10 protein-coding genes are annotated in these 18,634 nt (G+C 71.2%); 7 read left to right on the forward strand and 3 right to left on the reverse strand.

The genetic code is table 11. The features are described 5' to 3' along the window. The 3 genes from KY661_RS29605 (at nucleotide 1) to KY661_RS29615 (ending at nucleotide 4,785) form a co-directional block, all read left to right on the forward strand. Nucleotides 1-3,327: a patatin-like phospholipase family protein gene (locus KY661_RS29605; RefSeq protein ID WP_225413412.1), complete on the forward strand. Its 3,327-nt coding sequence runs from the start codon at nucleotides 1-3 to the stop codon at nucleotides 3,325-3,327. A 39-nt stretch (nucleotides 3,328-3,366) separates the two neighbouring features. Beyond that, nucleotides 3,367-4,365, forward strand: a complete 999-nt coding sequence (locus KY661_RS29610) for an alpha/beta fold hydrolase (RefSeq protein ID WP_225413413.1) — start codon at nucleotides 3,367-3,369, stop codon at nucleotides 4,363-4,365. Nucleotides 4,366-4,509: 144 nt separating this feature from the next. Beyond that, on the forward strand, nucleotides 4,510-4,785 hold the full coding sequence (locus tag KY661_RS29615) for a hypothetical protein (protein ID WP_225413414.1): 276 nt from the start codon (nucleotides 4,510-4,512) through the stop codon (nucleotides 4,783-4,785). 24 nt (nucleotides 4,786-4,809) lie between these two features. On the opposite strand, the gene KY661_RS29620 is transcribed toward KY661_RS29615, so the two are convergent. Beyond that, nucleotides 4,810-6,318, reverse strand: a complete 1,509-nt coding sequence (locus KY661_RS29620; protein ID WP_225413467.1) for a M16 family metallopeptidase — start codon at nucleotides 6,316-6,318, stop codon at nucleotides 4,810-4,812. Nucleotides 6,319-6,320: 2 nt separating this feature from the next. Next, nucleotides 6,321-7,712: a M16 family metallopeptidase gene (locus tag KY661_RS29625; RefSeq protein ID WP_225413415.1), complete on the reverse strand. Its 1,392-nt coding sequence runs from the start codon at nucleotides 7,710-7,712 to the stop codon at nucleotides 6,321-6,323. Between the two features lie 150 nt (nucleotides 7,713-7,862). Here KY661_RS29625 and KY661_RS29630 point away from each other — a divergent pair, with 150 nt between their 5' ends. The 3 genes from KY661_RS29630 (at nucleotide 7,863) to KY661_RS29640 (ending at nucleotide 16,244) form a co-directional block, all read left to right on the forward strand. Beyond that, nucleotides 7,863-8,663 (forward strand): hypothetical protein, encoded by an 801-nt coding sequence (locus tag KY661_RS29630; protein WP_225413416.1) that lies wholly within the window; start codon nucleotides 7,863-7,865, stop codon nucleotides 8,661-8,663. Nucleotides 8,664-8,818: 155 nt separating this feature from the next. Beyond that, entirely contained in the window at nucleotides 8,819-10,810 is a 1,992-nt protein-coding gene (locus KY661_RS29635; RefSeq protein ID WP_225413417.1) for a protein kinase domain-containing protein, read from the forward strand. A gap of 94 nt (nucleotides 10,811-10,904) precedes the next feature. Continuing rightward, on the forward strand, nucleotides 10,905-16,244 hold the full coding sequence (locus KY661_RS29640; protein WP_225413418.1) for a trifunctional serine/threonine-protein kinase/ATP-binding protein/sensor histidine kinase: 5,340 nt from the start codon (nucleotides 10,905-10,907) through the stop codon (nucleotides 16,242-16,244). Here the strand turns inward: KY661_RS29640 and KY661_RS29645 are convergent. Next, nucleotides 16,241-17,590 carry a cytochrome P450 gene (locus tag KY661_RS29645; protein WP_225413419.1) on the reverse strand — a complete coding sequence of 450 codons (1,350 nt, stop codon included), beginning with the start codon at nucleotides 17,588-17,590 and terminating at the stop codon, nucleotides 16,241-16,243. The genes KY661_RS29640 and KY661_RS29645 overlap by 4 nt on opposite strands. A 131-nt stretch (nucleotides 17,591-17,721) precedes the next feature. Between KY661_RS29645 and KY661_RS29650 the strand changes: the two genes are divergently transcribed. Next, nucleotides 17,722-18,567 (forward strand): class I SAM-dependent methyltransferase, encoded by an 846-nt coding sequence (locus KY661_RS29650; RefSeq protein ID WP_225413420.1) that lies wholly within the window; start codon nucleotides 17,722-17,724, stop codon nucleotides 18,565-18,567. The last annotated feature ends 67 nt before the right edge of the window (nucleotides 18,568-18,634 follow it).

Here is an 18,634-nt window from a genome sequence, read left to right on the forward strand (position 1 = left end):
ATGCTGCCCGCCCTCGCCCTCTCGCTCCTGGTGGCCGCGGTCCCCGAGCCCTCCCCGGCCTCCTCCCCGCATCCCGAGCAACCCCTGGCGTTCATCCTCAGTGGGGGGGTGAGCCTGGGCAGCTACGAGGCGGGGCTCGCCTGGGCCTCGGTGCGCTTTCCCCAGGTGGCGAGCGCCCAGGGCCTTGGCGGCGCGAGGCAGCGGGTGCCCCGCCTCACCGCCGTCACCGGGGCCTCCGCCGGCAGCATCAACGCCCTGCTGGCGGCGCTCATCTGGTGCGAGTCCCAGGACACCACCGCGGATGCCTCCGTGGACAGCAACCTCTTGCACGACTTGTGGCTGCCCGTGGGGCTGGAGCGGCTGCTGCCGGAGGACCCCGCCGTCTACTCGGACGGGGATGCGCTCCTGTCCACCCTGCCCCTCACCGAGGCGCTCGCCCGGCTCGAGCGCAAGCTCCTGCCGTCGGACCCCTCCCGCAAGTTCCAGCCCGGGTGCCGGCTGCCCGTGGGCTTCACCGTGACGCGCGTCACGCCGGAGACCCGCCTCATCGCCGGCCTGCCCACCCTGACGCAGAAGTTCGTGCTGCCCTGGGTCCTGGAGGTGACGCGCGAGGGGCAGCCCCGCCTGCGCCAGCAGCCCCTCACGGCCAGCCGCGACGCCGGGGACAACGTGCTGCAGCTGCCGGTGCTCGCCAGCAGCCCACCCCAGGAGGGGAACTTTGGCTGGAGCCAGAGCTGGCAGGCCCTGCTCGCCTCGGGCGCCTTTCCGCTGGCGTTCGCCCCCCGCCCGCTCTGCGACTGCGCGGTGGAGTGCCCTGGGGACCAGGAGGTGGCGCCGGAGGCGTGCCAGGGCCCCGGCCAGACGTTGCCGCCCCTGCGCTGTGAGGCCCCCTCCTCCAAGGGGCCCCCGCTGAAGCTGTGCCGCCGGCGCTACGTGGATGGGGGCATCTTCGACAACGCCCCCGTGGGGCTGGCCATCGACTTGACGGAGTCCACGTACGCCTCCACGCCCCTGCAGCCCGTGCGCTACCTCTTCGTCGATCCGGACCTGCGCCGGCTGTCGCCCTACCGGCCCCCCTCGGCGAGCCCCGCGGCGGAGGGCAGCGGCCTGAGCGCGGGCCTCCAGCTCATGGGCAGCCTCGTCTCCACGAGCCGCAACGTGGACCTGGCCCGCGCGGTGCGCGCCGGCCGCTGGAACCGCACCACCCAGGGGCTGCTGCGGGAGACCGCCGCGTCCCTGTTGCCCTTCATCTTCGTGCACCTCCAGCTCCATGCCCTCCGGGAGGGAACCTCCGTGGAGCTGCTGGCGCCGCCCCGCACCTTCCCGGACATCGCCCAGCATGGGCGCTTCGGACGGCTCCTGCTGGAGTGCTTCGGGGAGACGCCCTCCGAGCAACCCGAGCACTGGCACGCCTGTGCCCAGCGCATCACCGCCCTGGCCCAGGAAGGGGTGCCGGCCGAGGACACCCCGCCGCCGCTGTCGAGCGAGGAGGTGGTGCTGCTCGCCGAGCGCGTCACCGGCCGCGCCACCCGCCAGGGCCCCCAGCGCTGGGAGTCCGCCCCGCACGGGCGGCTGCCCCCTCCTTATATATGGAAGCAGGAGTTCATCGACCGGCTCATCTGCGGCACGGCGGCCCTCTACTTCCTGGCGGACGAGGTGGCTGGGCTGGCCGGCAGCACGCTGGCCCCGGAGCGCCTGCTGCGGGTGAAGGCGGCGCTGCTCGCCGTGGTGCAGATTGGCCAGCAGCTCTCCGGCGCCACGAACGCCGCCGCCAACGTGCTGCTGCGGGAGGCAATCGCGCCCTTCGAGGCGGACGCGGCCCTCGCGCCGCGCGCCGCCCAGGCCCGTCAGGCGCTGGAGGCGCTGGAGCCCGGCGCGCTCTTCAGCCCGGGAGACCTCCAGCCCCTGCTCACCGCGCTCGCCACGCGCACCCCGGAAGCGGGCGAGGCGAGCCCCGCCCCGGACGCGCAGGCACGGCTCCGGCACCTGGTGAACCTCCACCCCCACCTCCAGCGCGCCAGCGCCCAGTCCGAGGCGCTCGCCCGCGAGGCGCAGGAGCTGCAGGAACAGCGCGGGGGCGAGCGGGCCTTGACGCTCTCCAGCCGCTTCTCGCCCCTGGGCAGCTCGCACCTGTTCAACTTCGCGGGCTTCCTGGACCGGCCCCTGCGCGAGTTCGACTACTACGCCGGTGTGTATGACGCCGCCCAGGCCATTGGCATGGCGATCTGCTCCACGCCCGAGCTGGCGCCGAGCCCCCCCATGCGCCGGCTCCACCTCGCCAACACCCTGGACCTGAGCGAGCCCGGCACCCAGCGCTGCCTGGGGCACGCGCTGCGGTATGTGACCCAGACGCTGGGGCTGTCCGGCTCACCCAAGGCCCGGTACGTGGTGGGGCGGCTGGCGCGCCTGGAGCTGGCCGCGGCGCTCGACAACCAGGCCCTCGCCTCGGAGCTCGAGCGCGAGCCGGCGTGGGCGTGGCTGAAGGACTTCTCCGCCGGCGCTCCGGATCCGGCGATGGCGGCCGTGGCGGAGGCCCTGCTGTCGCGCAAGGCGCCCTGCACGGAGAAGTCCCCGGAGGCCCTGTGCGTGGAGGATCTGCCCTTCGCGGCCTTCATCGCCGCGCTGCGCGAGCACGGCTACACGCCCCAGAGCGAGCACATGCGGCAGGCGATGGAGGACGTGAACGGCTGGGCCATGCGCACGCTGCGCCGGGTGCTGGACCGCTCGCACACCCTCGAGCGCCAGGAGCCCGCGCAGAGCACCGGGGTCCGCAACGCCTTGCTGCTGGCGCACTCGGCGGGGCAGCTCTGGCTGCGGCGCGCGGAGGACCTGGCCCCCACCTACCCGCGCTTCGTGTGGGACGTGTCCACCATCCCCGGCACGAACGCGGCGGGCCGGGGCGGCGGGCTGCGCGCCGCGGCGCACCTCCTGCCCTACCGGATGTCGTTCGACGTGGCGCACGGGGGCATCGCCCTGGCGTGGGTGGAGCCCGCGTTGCACCTGTCCTCCCGGGTGTCGCTGCTGTCCACCGTGGAGCCCCTGGACATCCAGTCCGAGAAGGACCGGGTGTCCTCCACCGTGGGCCTCCGCCCCGCGCTGCGGCTGGGCGATGTCACCGTGAGCACGGGCCCGCGCATCTCCTTTCCCTGGGTGAACGGAAACGGGGTGGAGGTGGGAAGCGAGCTGCGCGTGGGCGGGTTGCAGGACCGGGTGGGCCTGTCCGTGGGCGTGCGCCGGATGTTCGCGGACCGGGACGAGGGGCAGGGGTGGTTCGTGGCCCTCTCCGTGAGCGATATCAACGGCTTGGCCTACTGGCTGATGTTGTAGCCCCTGGGGAATCCAACAATCATGAGGGAGGGAAGTGCCATGTCTGTCCGGAGCCTCTGCCTGCCGCTGCTCGTCGTGCTGAGCGCCGCCACCGCGTCCGCGCAGGAGCGGGCGCCGGAGCCGCTGGGCATCGCGATGGAGGGCTATGCCTACCCGTACCCGGTGCAGTTCCTGCCGCTGACGCTCGAGGGGCAGGACGTGCGCATGGCGTACATGGACGTGAAGCCCCCGGGCAAGGCCAACGGGCGCACGGTGGTGCTGCTGCACGGGAAGAACTTCTTCGGGGCCTACTGGCGCACCACGATTCAGGCGCTCACGGGCGCAGGCTACCGCGTGGTGGTGCCGGATCAGGTGGGCTTCGGCAAGTCCTCCAAGCCCGCCCTGCCCTACAGCTTCCACACGCTGGCGGCGGCGACGAAGGGGCTCCTGGACACGCTGGGCGTGAAGCAGGTGGCGGTGGTGGGCCACTCCATGGGCGGCATGCTGGCCACGCGCTTCGCGAGGCTCTACCCGGAGGCCACCACGCACCTGGTGCTGGAGAACCCCATCGGGCTGGAGGACTACCGGCTGCACGTGCCCTGGCAGTCCACCGAGGCGCTGTACCAGGAGCAGCTCAAGGCCACCGAGGAGGGCATCCGCAAGTACCACCGCACCTACTACGTGGCGTGGAAGCCCGAGTATGAGGAGTACGTGCGCGTGCCCGCGCGGCAGCTCCAGAGCGGCGAGTACCCGCGCCTGGCCTGGGTGGCGGCGGCCACGCAGCAGATGATCTACGAGCAGCCCGTGGTGTACGAGTTCCCGCTCGTGGAGCGCCCCACGCTGCTCGTCATCGGCCAGGAGGACCGCACGGTGGTGGGCAAGGCGAAGGTGCCCCCGGAGCTGCTGCCGAAGCTGGGCCAGTACCCGGAGCTGGGCAAGAAGGCGGCGGCCGCGTTCCCCCAGGCCACGCTGGTGCCCCTGCCGGGCGTGGGCCACATCCCCCACTTCGAGGCGCCCGGGAAGTTCCACCCGGCGCTGCTGGGCTTCCTGGGGAAGTGAGCGGAGCCCTCTGGAACGCAGGGCAGGCATCCGGTCGAGCCCCGGTCGCCCCCCCTGAAAGCTTGTCCATGGCGGGGGCGCAGCGAGATTGAACCTCATGGGACGCGGGTCTCTCCCGCGTGGCCGATCCAGGAGCCCCACACCATGAGCAAGCTCAAGTACTCCCCCAACCGCGGCCAGCAGTCCTCAGACAAGCCCTCCTTCGCGAAGGACCGCGTCGAGCGGGGGCTGGAGGCCGACAGCTCCAAGCCGCTCTACGCCGACGACTCCAAGCACGGCACCCGCGAGCAGAAGTTCGCCCTGGACAGCGACGGGCCCGTGGGCGGCCCGGTGCCGGATGTGCGCAGCCCCATCGACGAGGCGGACGAGTACGCCCGCCAGCACCGGGGCCTCACGGAGTCCGAGGAAGAGGGGAACTGACCCTCCGTGAGGCGGTGAGGCGGCCTACTTCGCCGCCTTGCCGGGGGCGGGGCGGCCCGCGCCCGCCACGTCCACCTGCGTGAGCGTGCCCAGGTTGAGCGGCCCTACCTGCCCCTGGATGAGGGTGGGGTCCCCCACGAGGATGAGCTGCATGGCGGCGGGATCCAGATAGGCCTCGGCCACGCGCTGCACCTCGGCGGGGGTGGCCTTCTCCAGCTTGTCCACCGTGCGGTTGAGCTCATCGAGCGGCAGGCGCTTGTAGAAGAGCGCCGCGGCGCTGGCGCTCAAGCCAGACACCGACTCGAAGCTGCCGGGGAAGGCGCGGATGAGCCCCTCGCGCGCCGCCTCCAGCTCCCGCGAGGTGATGGGCCGGGTGCGCAGCTCGCTCAGCTCCCGGAACACCTCGGCCACGGCGGGGCCCGTCACGTTCGCGCGCACCGAGGAGTTGGCCGTGAGCGGCCCCACGCCCAGGCGCGCATCCGAGCTGGCCCCCGCGCCGTAGGTGTAGCCCTTGGCCTCGCGCAGGTTCATGTTCAACCGGCTGCCGAAGAAGCCACCGAACACCGTGGTGGCCAGCTCCAGCGCCTCCTCATCCGGGTGGTTGGCGGCCACGCCCGGGCGGCCCAGCAGCACCACCGTCTGCTCCAGGCCGGGCTTGGCCACGAAGCGCACCTGCTCGCGCGGGGGCGCGGCGGGCGCCGGGGGCGCGGGCGGCATCACCGCGGTGCCCTTCCAGTCGCCGAAGTACTTCTGGGCCAGCGCCACGGCCTGGTCCTTGGAGATGTCACCGGCCAGCACCAGCGCCGTGGCCTGGGGGCCCACCTGCTTGCGGTAGAAGCCCTGCACGGCGGCGAGCGTCAGCTTGGACACCTCGGCGGGGGTGCCGCCGGTGGGGTGCGCGTAGGGGTGGCCCTCGCCGAACACCGCCGGCAGGTAGGCCTGTTGCGCCAGGAAGCCGGGCGAGCCCAGGCGCCGCACCAGGTCCGCGAGCTGCTGCTGCTTGCGCCGCTCGAAGTCCTTCGGCGCGAAGGTGGGCTTGCGCACCACGTCCGCCAGCAGCGCGAGCGCCGGCTGCACGTTGCCGGTGAGCACCTGCACGCCGAGGAAGGCCCCATCCGGGCTGACGCCCACCCCAGGGGATACGCCCAGGTCCGCGAAGGCGTTGTCCAGGGCGATGGTGTCCTTTCCCCCGGCTCCCTCCAGCAGCATCTTGTAGGTGATGTCGGCGGTGCCGCCGGCGCCGGCGGGGTCCTGCGCGCTGCCGGCCGCGAAGGCCACGCCCACGGAGACGAGCGGCAACTGGCGGCGCGTGGCCACGAGCACCGTCAGGCCGTTGTCGAGCTGGGCCTTCTCGAAGGTGGGCAGCACCAGGTCCGGGGGCTTGCCCGGCTCGGGGGCCTTCTGGCGGAAGGCCTCGGCGTCCTGCGGGGCGGGGGCCTCGGCGGCCGGAGGCTCAGAGGGGGGCGCGGCCTTGGGCGTGGAGGCGCACGAGGCCAGCGTCAGCAGGGAGGCGGAGACGAAGAGGCGGCGCATCATCACTTGTTCTCCTTCGAGGCGGCGGGGGCCTGCTGCGGGGGCACGGCGTGCAGCACGACGCGGGCATCCGGGCGCAGCTGCTCCTGGGCGAAGCGCTTCACCTGCTCGGGCGTGACGCCCTGGTAGCGCGCCAGGTCCTTCTCCAGGAAGTCCGGATCCCCGGTGAAGTGGTTGTAGCCCTGGAGCACGTCCGCCTTGCCGCCGAAGCCGCCCACGGACTGCAGCCCGCCGAGGAACAGCGTGCCGTACCGGGTGCGGGCCCGGGCAATCTCTTGCGGGGTGACGCCGTTCTTACGGACATCCTCCAGCACCGCGTCCACCTCCTTCTGGAGCGTGTCGGTGGAGACGCCGGGCCGGGCCGTCACCTCGATGGAGAAGACGGACTGGGCGCCCAGGCTCTGCTGGGAGGCGGACACGCTCTGGGCGAGCTGCTTCTCGAGCACCAGCCGCTTGTAGAGGCGGCTGGCCTTGCCGGTGGCCAGCGTCGTGGCGAGCACGTCCGCGGTGGCATCCCCCTCGGAGAGGTACGGCGGGCTGAGCCAGGACAGGGAGAGCCGGGGCAGCGTGGCCACCTGCTCCTCGTGGCGGATGACCTGCTCGCGCGTGAGCTTCACCGGGGCCACGTGGGGCTTCTGCGGCTTGGGCGCGCTGCGCAGGGTGCCGAAGTACTTCTCCACCAGGGCCTTGGTCTTCTCCACGTCGAAGTCCCCGACGATGGCGAGCGTGGCGTTGGAGGGCGCGTACCACTTGCGGAAGAACTCCTTCACGTCCTCCACGGTGGCCGCCTCCAGGTCCGCCATCGAGCCGATGACGTTGCCGTGGTAGGGGTGCGGCGCGGGGAACAGGGCGTGCCAGAGCTTCTCGTCGGCGATGCCGTAGGGCGCCGTCTCGGTGCCCAGGCGGCGCTCGTTCTTCACCACCTCCTGCTGCGTCTGGAGCTTGTCCGCGCTGAGCGTGTCCAGCAGGTAGCCCATGCGGTCGCTCTCCAGCCAGAGCGCGGTCTCCAGGTGGTTGCTGGGCACCGTCTCGAAGTAGTTGGTGCGGTCCGTGTTGGTGGTGCCGTTCAGGTCCGTGGCGCCGAGCTGCTCGAGCATGGCGATGTGGACATCGTCCGGCACGTGCTTGGAGCCCTGGAACATCATGTGCTCGAAGAGGTGGGCGAAGCCCGTGCGGCCGGGCACCTCGTGGTAGGCGCCCACGTGGTACCAGACGTTCACCGCCACGATGGGCAGCTTGCGGTCCACGGAGAGGAGGACCTCCAGGCCGTTGGGCAGCGTGTACTTCTCATGGGAGATGGCCAGCTCCTTGCGGCTGGACTCCGGCGGTTTCGCCTCCTGGGCGAGCGCTGGCAGTCCGAGCGCGAGGGCGGCGGCGGCAACGAGGGCTTTCATGCGCGGGCAAGGCCTCCTGACGAGCGAATCCCCCGCGCTTAGCACGGGCGATTCGCGGGGGGGGAAACAGAACGGGGCAACCGCCCGTGGGCGCACAACACCGCGGCGGGCCTCTCCTTCCCGGCCCCGCGCCGTGGGAGACTCTTTCCCATGTCCGCCGCCGATGGGCTTCACCCGCTCAGCGCCCGTTGCGCCACCGACCCGGAGGAGGCCGCCACGGGCACGTGCTCGCGCTGCGGCACCTTCTTCTGTGGCCGCTGCGTCCAGACGGTGCTCGGCCGGACGTACTGCGGCCCCTGCGCCGGGCGGCCCGAGGTCAACTACCTGGAGCGCTTCCGGCAGAAGCTCTGGGGCCGGCGGGATGGGTGGGGCTGGCTCGCCGGCATGGCGGGCGCCCTGTTCGCCGCGCTCGCCCTCTTCCTGCTGCTCCAGGGGCAGCTGGCCCCGGGGGCCCTGTGCGCGGTGGGCACGGCGGCGTGCGGGGCCTTCTTCTTCGGGCTGCCGGGGGCCCGCGAGGCCTTCATCGCCGCCCCCCTGGTGCTCGCCCTGGGCAGCGCCGCCCAGGGGCAGACGGAGGCGGCGGTAGGGCTGGCATTCCTGTCGCTGGCGGCCCTCTCCCTGCGCTTCGACACGCGCAACCAGCTGTTCTTCCGGCGCCCGGTGTCCGAGGAGCGGCTGCTGCGGCTGTGGCACGTGCGCGAGAACAACCCCCTGGCCCGCCAAGCCCTGAGCGTGGCCCTGGGGGGATTGCTCTTGCCCCTGCTGGCCCCCCTGGCCCTGCTTTTGGGGGCGTGGGCGCTCAAGCGGGTGGACCCCACGGCGGTGCCCCCCATCGGGCGCCGGGGGCAGGCCCTGGCGGCCCTGGTGCTGGGTGGGGCCTCCCTGGTCCTGTGGGCCCTGGTGCTCTGGCCCCGGCTGGGGCTGTTTTTGGCCCGGTTCACGGGGGGATAGCGCTCCGGCCTCAGGGCGTGGGTAGGGAGCAGGCGGGCAGGCATCCCATCCCCGCGAGGGGTATGCCATGATGCACTCCGGGTATGCGGCGGGTCCCCGAACCGCGCGTTACCGGCGGGTGCCCCCTTCCCGTCGAACCTTCGGGCGAATGGGTCATGTCTGGACGCCAGATCGGCAACAGGTACCTCTTGGAGCGGAGGATCGCCGACGGCGGGATGGGCACCATCTGGGTGGCCCACGACGCGCAGCTCCAGCGCCGCGTGGCGCTCAAGCTGATGGCCCTGGGGCTGCCGGCCTCCGCCCAGGCCCGCTCCCAGTTCGAGCAGGAGGCGCGCACCATCGCCCAGCTCCAGAACCCCCACGTCGTCCAGGTGCACGACTACGGGGTGGACGGGGACACGCCCTACATCGTCATGGAGCTGCTGGAGGGCGAGGACCTGGAGACGCGCCTGGCGCGCCAGGGCCGGCTGCCCACCGCGGCGGTGGCCACGCTGGTGCAGCAGGTGGCGCGGGCGCTGGCCGCGGCCCACGCGGCGGGCATCGTCCACCAGGACCTGAAGCCCGCGAACCTCTTCCTGGCCCGGGTGGACGCCGAGGAGGTGGTGAAGGTGCTGGACTTCGGCCTGGCCCGGCTGGGCGCCGAGGCCCAGGCGGCCGCGCGGCCCGCCGGGAAGGTGATGGGCACGCCGCGCTACATGAGCCCCGAGCAGCTCCGGGGCGAGCCCCACGTGGACCACCGCAGTGACGTGTGGTCGCTTGCGGTGGTGGCCTACCGGGCGCTCACCGGCCACTTCCCCTTCTCCGGGGACATGCTCGGCGAGGCGCGCCGGGGCAGCCTCGTCCAGGCGGTGCCCCCCTCCCAGGCCCTGCCCGGGCTGGGCAAGGAGCTGGATGCCCTCTTCGCCCAGGCGCTGGAGGAGACCCCGGCGCGCCGCTTCCAGTCCGCGCTGGAGTTCTCCTCGGCCTTCGCCTCGCGGGTGGAGACGCGCCGCCGGGCCGCCAAGGTGCTCGTCATCGACGATGAGCCGAGCACCGAGGTGATGATGCGCCAGCGCTTCCGCAAGCTGATCCGCGAGGCGCAGTACGAGTTCCTCTTCGCCAGCGACGGGCTGGACGGGCTCGCGAAGCTGCGCCAGCACCCGGACACCGACGTCGTCCTGTCCGACATCAACATGCCGAACATGGACGGCATCACCTTCCTGTCGCAGGTGAGCGAGGTGAACCCGCTGGTCAAGGTCATCATCGTCTCGGCCTACAGCGACATGGACAAGATCCGCCAGGTCATCCACCGCGGGGCCTTCGACTTCCTGGTGAAGCCCATCGACTTCGCGGACCTGGAGGCCACCATCGCCAAGGCGCTGCGCAGCGCCACCGAGCTGCGCGAGCTGGTGCGCTCCACGGAGGAGAACCAGCTCTTGCGGCTGTTCGTGCACAAGAGCCTGCTGGAGCGCGTGGCGCCGCTCTTGCCGGGCCACGGCATGGTGCTCAGCGAGCGGGACGAGGCCACGGTGGCCTTCATGGACGTGCCGGGCTTCGTGACGCAGGCGCGCCAGGAGCACCCGGAGCGGGCGCTGGGGCGGCTCAACGCCGTGCTGGACGTGGTGGTGCCCGAGCTGACGGGCCGGGGCGGCGTGGTGGACCGGTTCATCGGGGATGCGGTGATGGTGGTGTTCCGCGGCCCCCAGCACCTGAGCCGGGCCCTGGAGGCGTGCCTGGCGGCCCGGCGGCAGCTCCGGGAGATGACCTTCCGCCATGGCGAGCAGTCCGCCTACGCGCAGGGCATCCGCATCGGCCTGGACTCGGGCGAGGTGCTCTGCGGCAGCGTGGGCACCCGGAAGCTGGGCCGCCTGGACTACGCCGTCATCGGCGAGGCGGTGAGCGTCGCGGCGCGGCTGGCCCTGGTGGCCGCGAAGGAGCAGCTGCTCATCACCGAGACGCTGCGGCAGCGGCTCGGCGGCACCATCGAGTCCGTGCGGCTGGAAGGCCGGACGCTGCCGGGCGCCTCCGCGGAGATGCTCCATGACGTGGTGGGCCGGCAGGAGGAGCACCCCGCGCGGCCGGCCGACACGGCCACCGTGGAGGTGAAGACGCCGAAGGAGTCCCAGGAGTCCGGCACGCTCGCCGTCCACGTCGCGAAGTCAGGTTAGGCAGGGGCCGGGGCCGTCCAGGCCCAGGGCAGTGGCACACACAGGGCCCTCTTTCCCACGGAAGAGGGCCTTCACGGTTCACAGGGGGTCCACCATGCGCAATCCGCCAGGCTTCACCATCTCCGAGGTTCTCCAGTCGGACGAGACCGGTTGGCTCGCGCGCGCGGAGCGTCACCAGCAGCGGGTACTCATGCGCATGCCCCAGGAGGAGTTCCCCTCCCTGGAGGAGCTGGCCCGGCTGAAGTATGGCCACGAGCTGAGCGCGGGCCTGGACACGCCGGGCATCGTCCAGGTGCTGGACCTGACGCGGCACGGCAACAGCGTCATCCAGACGATGGATGACTTTGGCGGCGTGCCGCTGAAAACCTACCAGGCGCAGGCCAGCGGCTCGATCAAGGGCGTGCTGGAGATTGGCCTCCAGCTGGCCAAGGTGGTGGGCGAGCTGCACCGCCGCCGCATCATCCACAAGAACCTCCAGCCGGCCTCCATCCTGGTGCACCCGCGCACGCGGGAGACGCGGCTGTTCAACTTCGACATCGCCTCGCGCCTCAACGTCGAGAACCCGGACTTCATCTCCCCCGAGCAGCTCGACGGCAACCTCGCGTACATCTCCCCCGAGCAGACGGGGCGGATGAACCGCAGCCTGGACTACCGCACGGACCTGTACTCGCTGGGCGTCACGCTCTACGAGCTGCTCACCGGCCAGCTGCCCTTCCAGGCCACGGACATGATGGCGCTCGTCTACAGCCACCTGGCCGTCACCCCGGCGGCCCCGCACCTGCTGCGCCCGGAGATTCCGCGCGCGCTCTCCGCGGTGGTGATGAAGCTCCTGGCGAAGAACGCGGATGACCGCTACCAGAGCGCCTACGGGCTCTCCATGGACCTGAAGCTGTGCCTGGAGCAGCTCACCACCCTGGGCACCATCCCCGACTTCCACCCGGGCGAGCAGGACGTCTCGGCCACCTTCCACATTCCGCAGAAGCTCTACGGCCGCGAGGCGGACGCCACCCGGCTGGACGAGGCCTTCAACCGCGTCTGCCAGGATGGGCGCACCGAGCTGCTGCTCGTCACCGGCTACTCCGGCGTGGGCAAGTCCTCGCTCGTCCATGAAGTCCACCTGCCGCTCGTGCGCCAGCGCGGCTACTACGGCGCGGGCAAGTTCGATCAGCTCCAGAACGCCCCCTACGCGGCGTGGATTCAAGCCTTCGACGGGCTCATCCGCCAGCTGCTCGCCGAGAGCGAGGAGCGCATCGCCTCCTGGAAGCAGCGGCTGCTCGCGGCGCTGGGGGACAACGGCCGGGTGGTGACGGACCTGATTCCGCAGATGGAGCTCATCATCGGCCCGCAGCCGCCCGTGCCGCCGATGCTCGCCACCGAGTCCCAGAACCGCTTCAACCTGGTGTTCCAGCAGCTCGTGGCCTGCTGCGCGAGCGCCGAGCACCCGCTCGTGCTGTTCCTGGATGACTTGCAGTGGGCGGACGCCGCCTCGCTCTTCCTGCTGCAGCGTGTGGCCGCCGACCCCAGCATCCGCTCCCTGCTGGTGATTGGCGCCTACCGCGACAACGAGGTGCGCGCGGGCCACGCGCTGCTGTCCGTGCTGGGCGAGCTGCGCCGGGAGGCGGCCGTCACGGAGATCTCCCTGAACCCGCTGGGGGTGCACAGCACGCAGCAGCTGCTCGCGGACACCGTGGACCGGCCGGTGGAGGAGGTGGCCGAGCTGGCGCAGCTCGTCTTCAAGAAGACGCAGGGCAACCCCTTCTTCCTGGCGCAGTTCATCCGCTCGCTGAACGCCCGGGGCCTGCTGACGTTCGACCCGGAGCGGGGCCGCTGGCAGTGGGACCTGGAGCAGATTCAAGGCGAGTCCATCACGGACAACGTGGCGGACCTCATGGCCGAGCGCATCGCCAGCCTGCCCGAGGCGGCGCGCGAGGCGCTCAAGCGCGCCTCCTGCATCGGCAACCGGTTCGGCCTGGACCTGCTGGCGTCCATCAGCGGCCAGGCGCCGGAGCAGACGGCCGTCACCCTGTGGGACGCGGTGCAGACGGGGCTGCTCCTGCCCATCGGCAACGCCTACAAGTACGTGCAGAACAGCAGCGCCTGGCCCACCTCGGCGTCGCCCGGGGAGACGCGCTACGAGTTCCTCCACGACCGCGTGCAGGAGGCCGCCTACGCCCTGATGACCAAGGACGTGCGCGAGCAGCTCCACCTGCGCATCGGCCGGCTGCTGCTCCAGAACACCCCGGAGGACCAGCGGACGGGGGCCATCTTCGACATCGTCAACCAGCTCAACCAGGCCGAGGAGCTGATCGACTCGTTGGAGGAGCGCGAGGAGCTGGCCAAGCTCAACCTGCTGGCGGGCATCCGCGCCAAGGCCTCCACCGCGTACATCGCGGCCCTCAAGTACCTGCGCGTGAGCACCCGGCTGCTGCCCAGCAGCATCTGGGAGCGCCAGTACGGGCTGGCGCTGGCGCTGCACAAGAACCTCTCGGAGAGCCACTTCCTCGTGGGGCAGTTCGAGGACGCGGAGAAGGGCTTCCGGCTGGTGCTGGAGCGCGCGAAGTCACCCGAGCAGAAGCATGAAATCTACCACCTGATGATCGAGCTGTTCGTGAGCCGCGGACAGTACCTCCAGGTGATTCAGCCCGCGCTGGAGGGGCTGAAGGTGCTGGGGCTGGAGATTCCGGAGGACAAGGAGGCCATCGCCGCCGCCGCCGCCCGGGAGAAGCAGACGCTGGAGGCGGACCGGGCCGCGCGCACCATCACCAGCCTGGCGGAGCTGCCCGAGGCGACCGACCCGATGGAGCGGGCGCGCATCCTGCTCTTCTCCCAGGCGCTGAGCTACGCGGCGTACACCCACCCGCACCTGTTCGCGTTGATGTCGCCCCTGGCGCTCAACCGCGCGCGGGCGCACGGCCATGCGCCGGGCTCGGCCACCTCCTACGCCATGTACGCCCTGGGCCATGGCCCCGCCACGGGCGACTACGCCCAGGCCCACGAGTACGGGCGCCTGGCGCTCACCCTGGCCGAGAAGGTGGGCAGCCGCAGCGAGCCGCCGCTGGCGCAGTTCATCTTCGCCGCCTACCCCAACCCGTGGTGCCGCCCGTTCGAGTCCTCCCTGCGCCTGCTGGACCAGGCCTTCCAGGGGTGCCTCGCCAACAACATGCTCGTCTGGGCCTCGCAGTGCTCGCTGCACTTCGGGGTGCTGGGGCAGCTGGGCAAGGAGGACTTGGAGACGCAGCACGGGCGCCTGCAGCGGCACGTGGACTTCTACCGCCGCAGCGGCTCGCAGTACCTCTGGTCCATCCAGCAGATCCGCGTCTCCCAGCGCAGCCTGCTGCGGCTGATGGACGCGGCGCCGCCCTCGGACGGGCTGGAGTGGCCCAGCGAGGACGCGCTGGTGGAGAAGCTGGAGAACCCCTCGGTGCTCAGCGCCGCGTACATCATGTGGATGCGCTCGGCGTTCCTGATGGACGACACCGCCGGGGCGCTGGGCTACCTGCGCAAGGCGGAGCCTCGGCTGGGGCTGGCGTACGGGTGGGTCATCCAGTCCGAGTTCCAGTTCTACCAGGGGCTCCTGCTGGCGGCGCTCTACCCCCAGGCCTCGGCCGAGGAGAAGGCCGCCTCCGCGAAGACCCTGGCGGAGAACATCGAGAAGTTCGCGGGCTACCGGAAGCTGTGCGCCGAGAACTTCCAGCACAAGCACCTGCTGCTCCTGGCCGAGCAGGCCCGCCTCGCCGGGGCGGACGGCCAGGCGATGGCGCTGTATGACGAGGCCATCGAGGCGGCGGCCCGGGCGGAGCTGTCTCAAGACGAGGCGCTGGCCAACGAGCTGGCGGCGCGCTTCTACCTCTCCCAGGGCCGCAAGCGCGTGGCGCGCACGTACCTGGAGGACGCGCACCACGCCTACGGCCGCTGGGGCGCGCACGGCAAGGTCGCCGCGCTGGAGCGCCAGTACCCGGAGCTGCTGGGGGCGGACACGGCCGCCGCGCAGGGGGCCAGCACGGCCAGCGAGACGTTGGACCTGTCCACGGTGCTCAAGGCCTCCCAGGCCATCTCCGGGGAAATCGTCCTCCAGGAGCTGCTCGAGAAGCTGATGCGCATCAGCCTGGAGAACGCGGGCGCGCAGCGGGGCGTGCTGCTGCTCCGGGGCGAGAACCCGCTGGTGGTGGAGGGCCAGCTCGGCGAGGACGGCGTCACCGAGGTGAAGGTCCGCGCCGCCACGCCGGAGCTTCCCGGGGACGTGCCGGCCACCATCGTCCGGTACGTGGAGCGCACCGGCGAGCGCGTGGTGCTGAAGGAGGCCACGCGCGAGGGGCACTTCCAGATGGACGCCTACATCTCGGGCCAGCGGCCCCGCTCGGTGCTGTGCCTCCAGGTGATGAAGCAGAAGCAGCCCCTGGGCGTGCTCTACCTGGAGAACCGGCTGGTGGCGGGCGCCTTCACCCCCAAGCGCTGCCGGTTGCTGGAGGTGCTCTCGGCCCAGGCCGCCATCTCGCTGGAGAACGCGCGGCTCTACGACACGCTGGACCAGCGGGTGCGCGAGCGCACGCGGGAGCTGCGCGCGAGCAACGAGGAGCTGTCCCACACGCTCAAGCAGCTCAAGCAGACGCAGGCGCAGCTCGTCATGAAGGAGAAGCTCGCCTCGCTGGGCGCGCTCACCTCGGGGGTGGCCCACGAGCTGAAGAACCCCCTGAACTTCATCAAGAACTTCGCGCTGCTCTCGGTGGACCTCGCCCAGGAGCTGCAGGAGCTGCTGGCCGACCCCGTGAAGCTCCAGAGCCCCTCGGACCGGGATGCCCTGACGGAGCTGTCCACCTCGCTCAAGGAGAACGCGGCGCACATCAGCGAGCACAGCACGCGCGCGGACTCCATCGTGCACTCGATGCTGGAGCTGTCGCGCACGGGCCGGGGCGGCCCGATGGCGGAGGTGAACCTGCACGACCTGCTCAAGCAGTCCGTGGAGCTGGCCCGCCAGGAGTTCCGCATGGCGCACCCCGCCTTCGAGGTGGCCGTGCAGACGCACTTCGACGGCGAGCTGCCGCCGGTGGAGGTCATGCCCCAGGCGCTGGGCCGGGCGCTGCTCAACCTGGTGAACAACGCGTGCTACGCCATCGAGGCCCGGCGCAAGAAGGGCGAGGCGGGGTTCATGCCCGAGCTGTCCGTGCGCACGCGCAACCTGCAGAACGCGGTGGAGATCCGCATCCGGGACAACGGCACGGGGATTCCCGAGAGCATCCGGGGGAAAATCTTCAATCCCTTCTTCACCAGCAAGCCCACCGGCCAGGGCACGGGCCTGGGGCTGGCCATCGGCCATGACATCATCGTCCAGGGCCACGGCGGCACGTTGGACTTCACCACCGAGGAGTGGAAGTACACGGAGTTCGTCGTCACGATTCCCCGGCGCACGCCGTCCGCCCCGGGCGAGAGCGATTAGGCCCGCACGGCCTCGACCTCCACCCGCGTCCCCCCGCGAGGCCCCACGGTGATGCCCTCCAGGGCCGCGTGGGGGGGGGGGCGGCTCACCAGGCGCAGCCGCGTCTGGCCGAGCACGTGGGCCAGCACCGCTTTCAGCTCGTGCAGCGCGAAGGGCAGCCCCACGCAGCGGCGCAGCCCGCCGCCGAAGGGCAGCCACGCGGCGGGGTCCGGCTTTTCCTCCAGGAAGCGCGCGGCCTGGAAGCGCGTGGGCTCGGGGTAGACGTCCGCCCGGCGCTGGGCCAGGTAGCTCGTGGGCACCAGCTTGGTGCCCACCGGGAAGGTGATGCCCTGGAGCGTGAAGGGCTGCACGGCGCGCCGTGCCATGCCCAGAATGGGCACCACGGGGAACAGGCGCAGCACCTCCTTGATGGCGGAGTCCAGGCGCCCCAGGTGCTCCAGGTGCCCGGCCTGCGGCGGCTGCCCGCCGGTGACTTCCTTCAGCTCCGCCTCCACCCACGCCCGCTCCTGGGGGTGGGAGAGCAGGGCCTCGAACGCCCAGCACAGGGAGGTGGCCGTCGTCTCGTAGCCCGCGAACAGCAGCATGAGGACCAGGTCCTTCAGCTCCTCGTCGCTCAGCGCCTTGTCCTCGCTGGGGACGGTCATCAGCCGGGAGAGCAAGTCCCGCCGCCCGGCGGCATCGCCCGCGCGGCGGCGCCGGGCCGCCTGCGCCATGACCAGCTCCGCCAGCGTCCCCAGATCGCGGTGGTAGCCTTTCCAGGGGGTGAGGGGCCCCAAGTCCCTGCGGAGCGCGGGCACCATGAGCAGGGTTCCAAAGGGAGACGCGGACCAGTCCACCATGGTGCGCGCATGGTGGCTGGCGAGCGCGAGCTGGGCGGGATCCTCCAGGCCCAGCAGGGCGCGCAGAATGACTTCCAGCGTCACGGCCTCCATTTCCTGGCGCAGGGACAGGGTGCTTCCGGGGCGCCAGCGGCGGGTGCGGCGCGAGGCCACCTCCAGAATCATGTCCGTCCAGGCATAGGACTGCTCTGCCTGGAACAGGGGCACGGACAGACGCCGCAGCTTCAGGTGGCTGGGCCCATCGAGCACCGAAATGGAGCGCTCGCCAAACAGGGGCCTGAAAATGTCATTGGCCTCGCCCAGGCGCAGCTCATCGGAGGTGGCGGCGAAGAGGCGGCGAATGCTTTCGGGGCGGCTCACGCAGACAAGCGGTCCCAGGATAGGGAAACGCACGGTGAAGAGATCGCCGTAGCGGCTTGCGCATTCATCGAGAAACGCAAAGGGCTGGAAGCGGTACCGGGCAATCTGAAGAACCGCCGGGAGCCCAGGCCCAGGAACGAGATGCATTGCGCCCTCGTAAAGTCCACGGTGACGCGGGTCAAGGTCTGTTCACATGAATTGACGTGAGCGGTCTCAATCTGTTACTGCCGTTGCCGTCACGTGCCCTCAGCACCGCGCGCCCAGTGCCAGGAACATCAATGCCTCCAGTGCATGCTCCCCCTTATGCCCGGGTCATCCTGGAGCACCTCCACGGCGGCGATGAGGGCCTGAACCCGCTGTTTGGCCGTCACATCCACTGGGGCTGGTGGGCGGACGGGCAACAGGCGGATGGCACGCTGACTGACTTTGAAGCCGCCGCGGACCGCATGTGTCATCAGCTGTTCGAGGCCGCGGCGCTGCGCGAGGGCATGCACGTGCTGGATGCCGGGTGTGGCTTTGGCGGAACGCTCGCCACGCTCGATGCCCGGTACCGGGATGTTTCATTGACAGGTTTGAACATCGACGCGCGGCAGCTGGAGCGGGCCCGGCAACAGGTGCGCGCAAGCCCTGGCAACACGGTCACGTTTGTGGAAGGGGATGCGTGCGCCCTGCCCTTTCCAGACGCCTCGTTTGACGTGGTGCTGGCCGTTGAATGCATATTTCATTTCCCGGACCGCCAGCGCTTCTTCGAGGAGGCCCGCCGCGTGCTGCGCCCCGGGGGGCGCCTCGTCGTCTCGGATTTCGTCCCCCGGCGGCCCCTGGTGCCGGCGCTGGCCGCGCAAGATGTGCTCTTCGGGGCCTACCAGCGCCGCGTCTCGGGCTACGTGGACATCCGCTATCCGCTGCCGCGCTACCGCGCCCTCGCCCAGAGGACGGGTTTCCTGTCCCTGGCCGAGCGTGACATCACCGCCAACACCCTGCCCACGTACGGCGTGGTGCGGCGGAGGATGACCCCGCGCTTCGGCGCGCAGGCGGCCCTGTCGCTTGCGGGCTTGATGACGCTCGAGCTCGTCACGCGGCTGGACCTGCTCCGGTACATGATTCTTTCCTTTTCCCGGCGCTGAGCCGGGTTGGGGGGAGTGCTGTACCGAGTGGTGGTTTACACAGACAGAGAGTGAATTGTCTGACGTC

The sequence above is a fragment of the Allostigmatella hybrida genome, from assembly GCF_020103775.1.
In the GTDB taxonomy this organism is placed as follows: Bacteria; Myxococcota; Myxococcia; order Myxococcales; family Myxococcaceae; genus Hyalangium; species Hyalangium aurantiaca.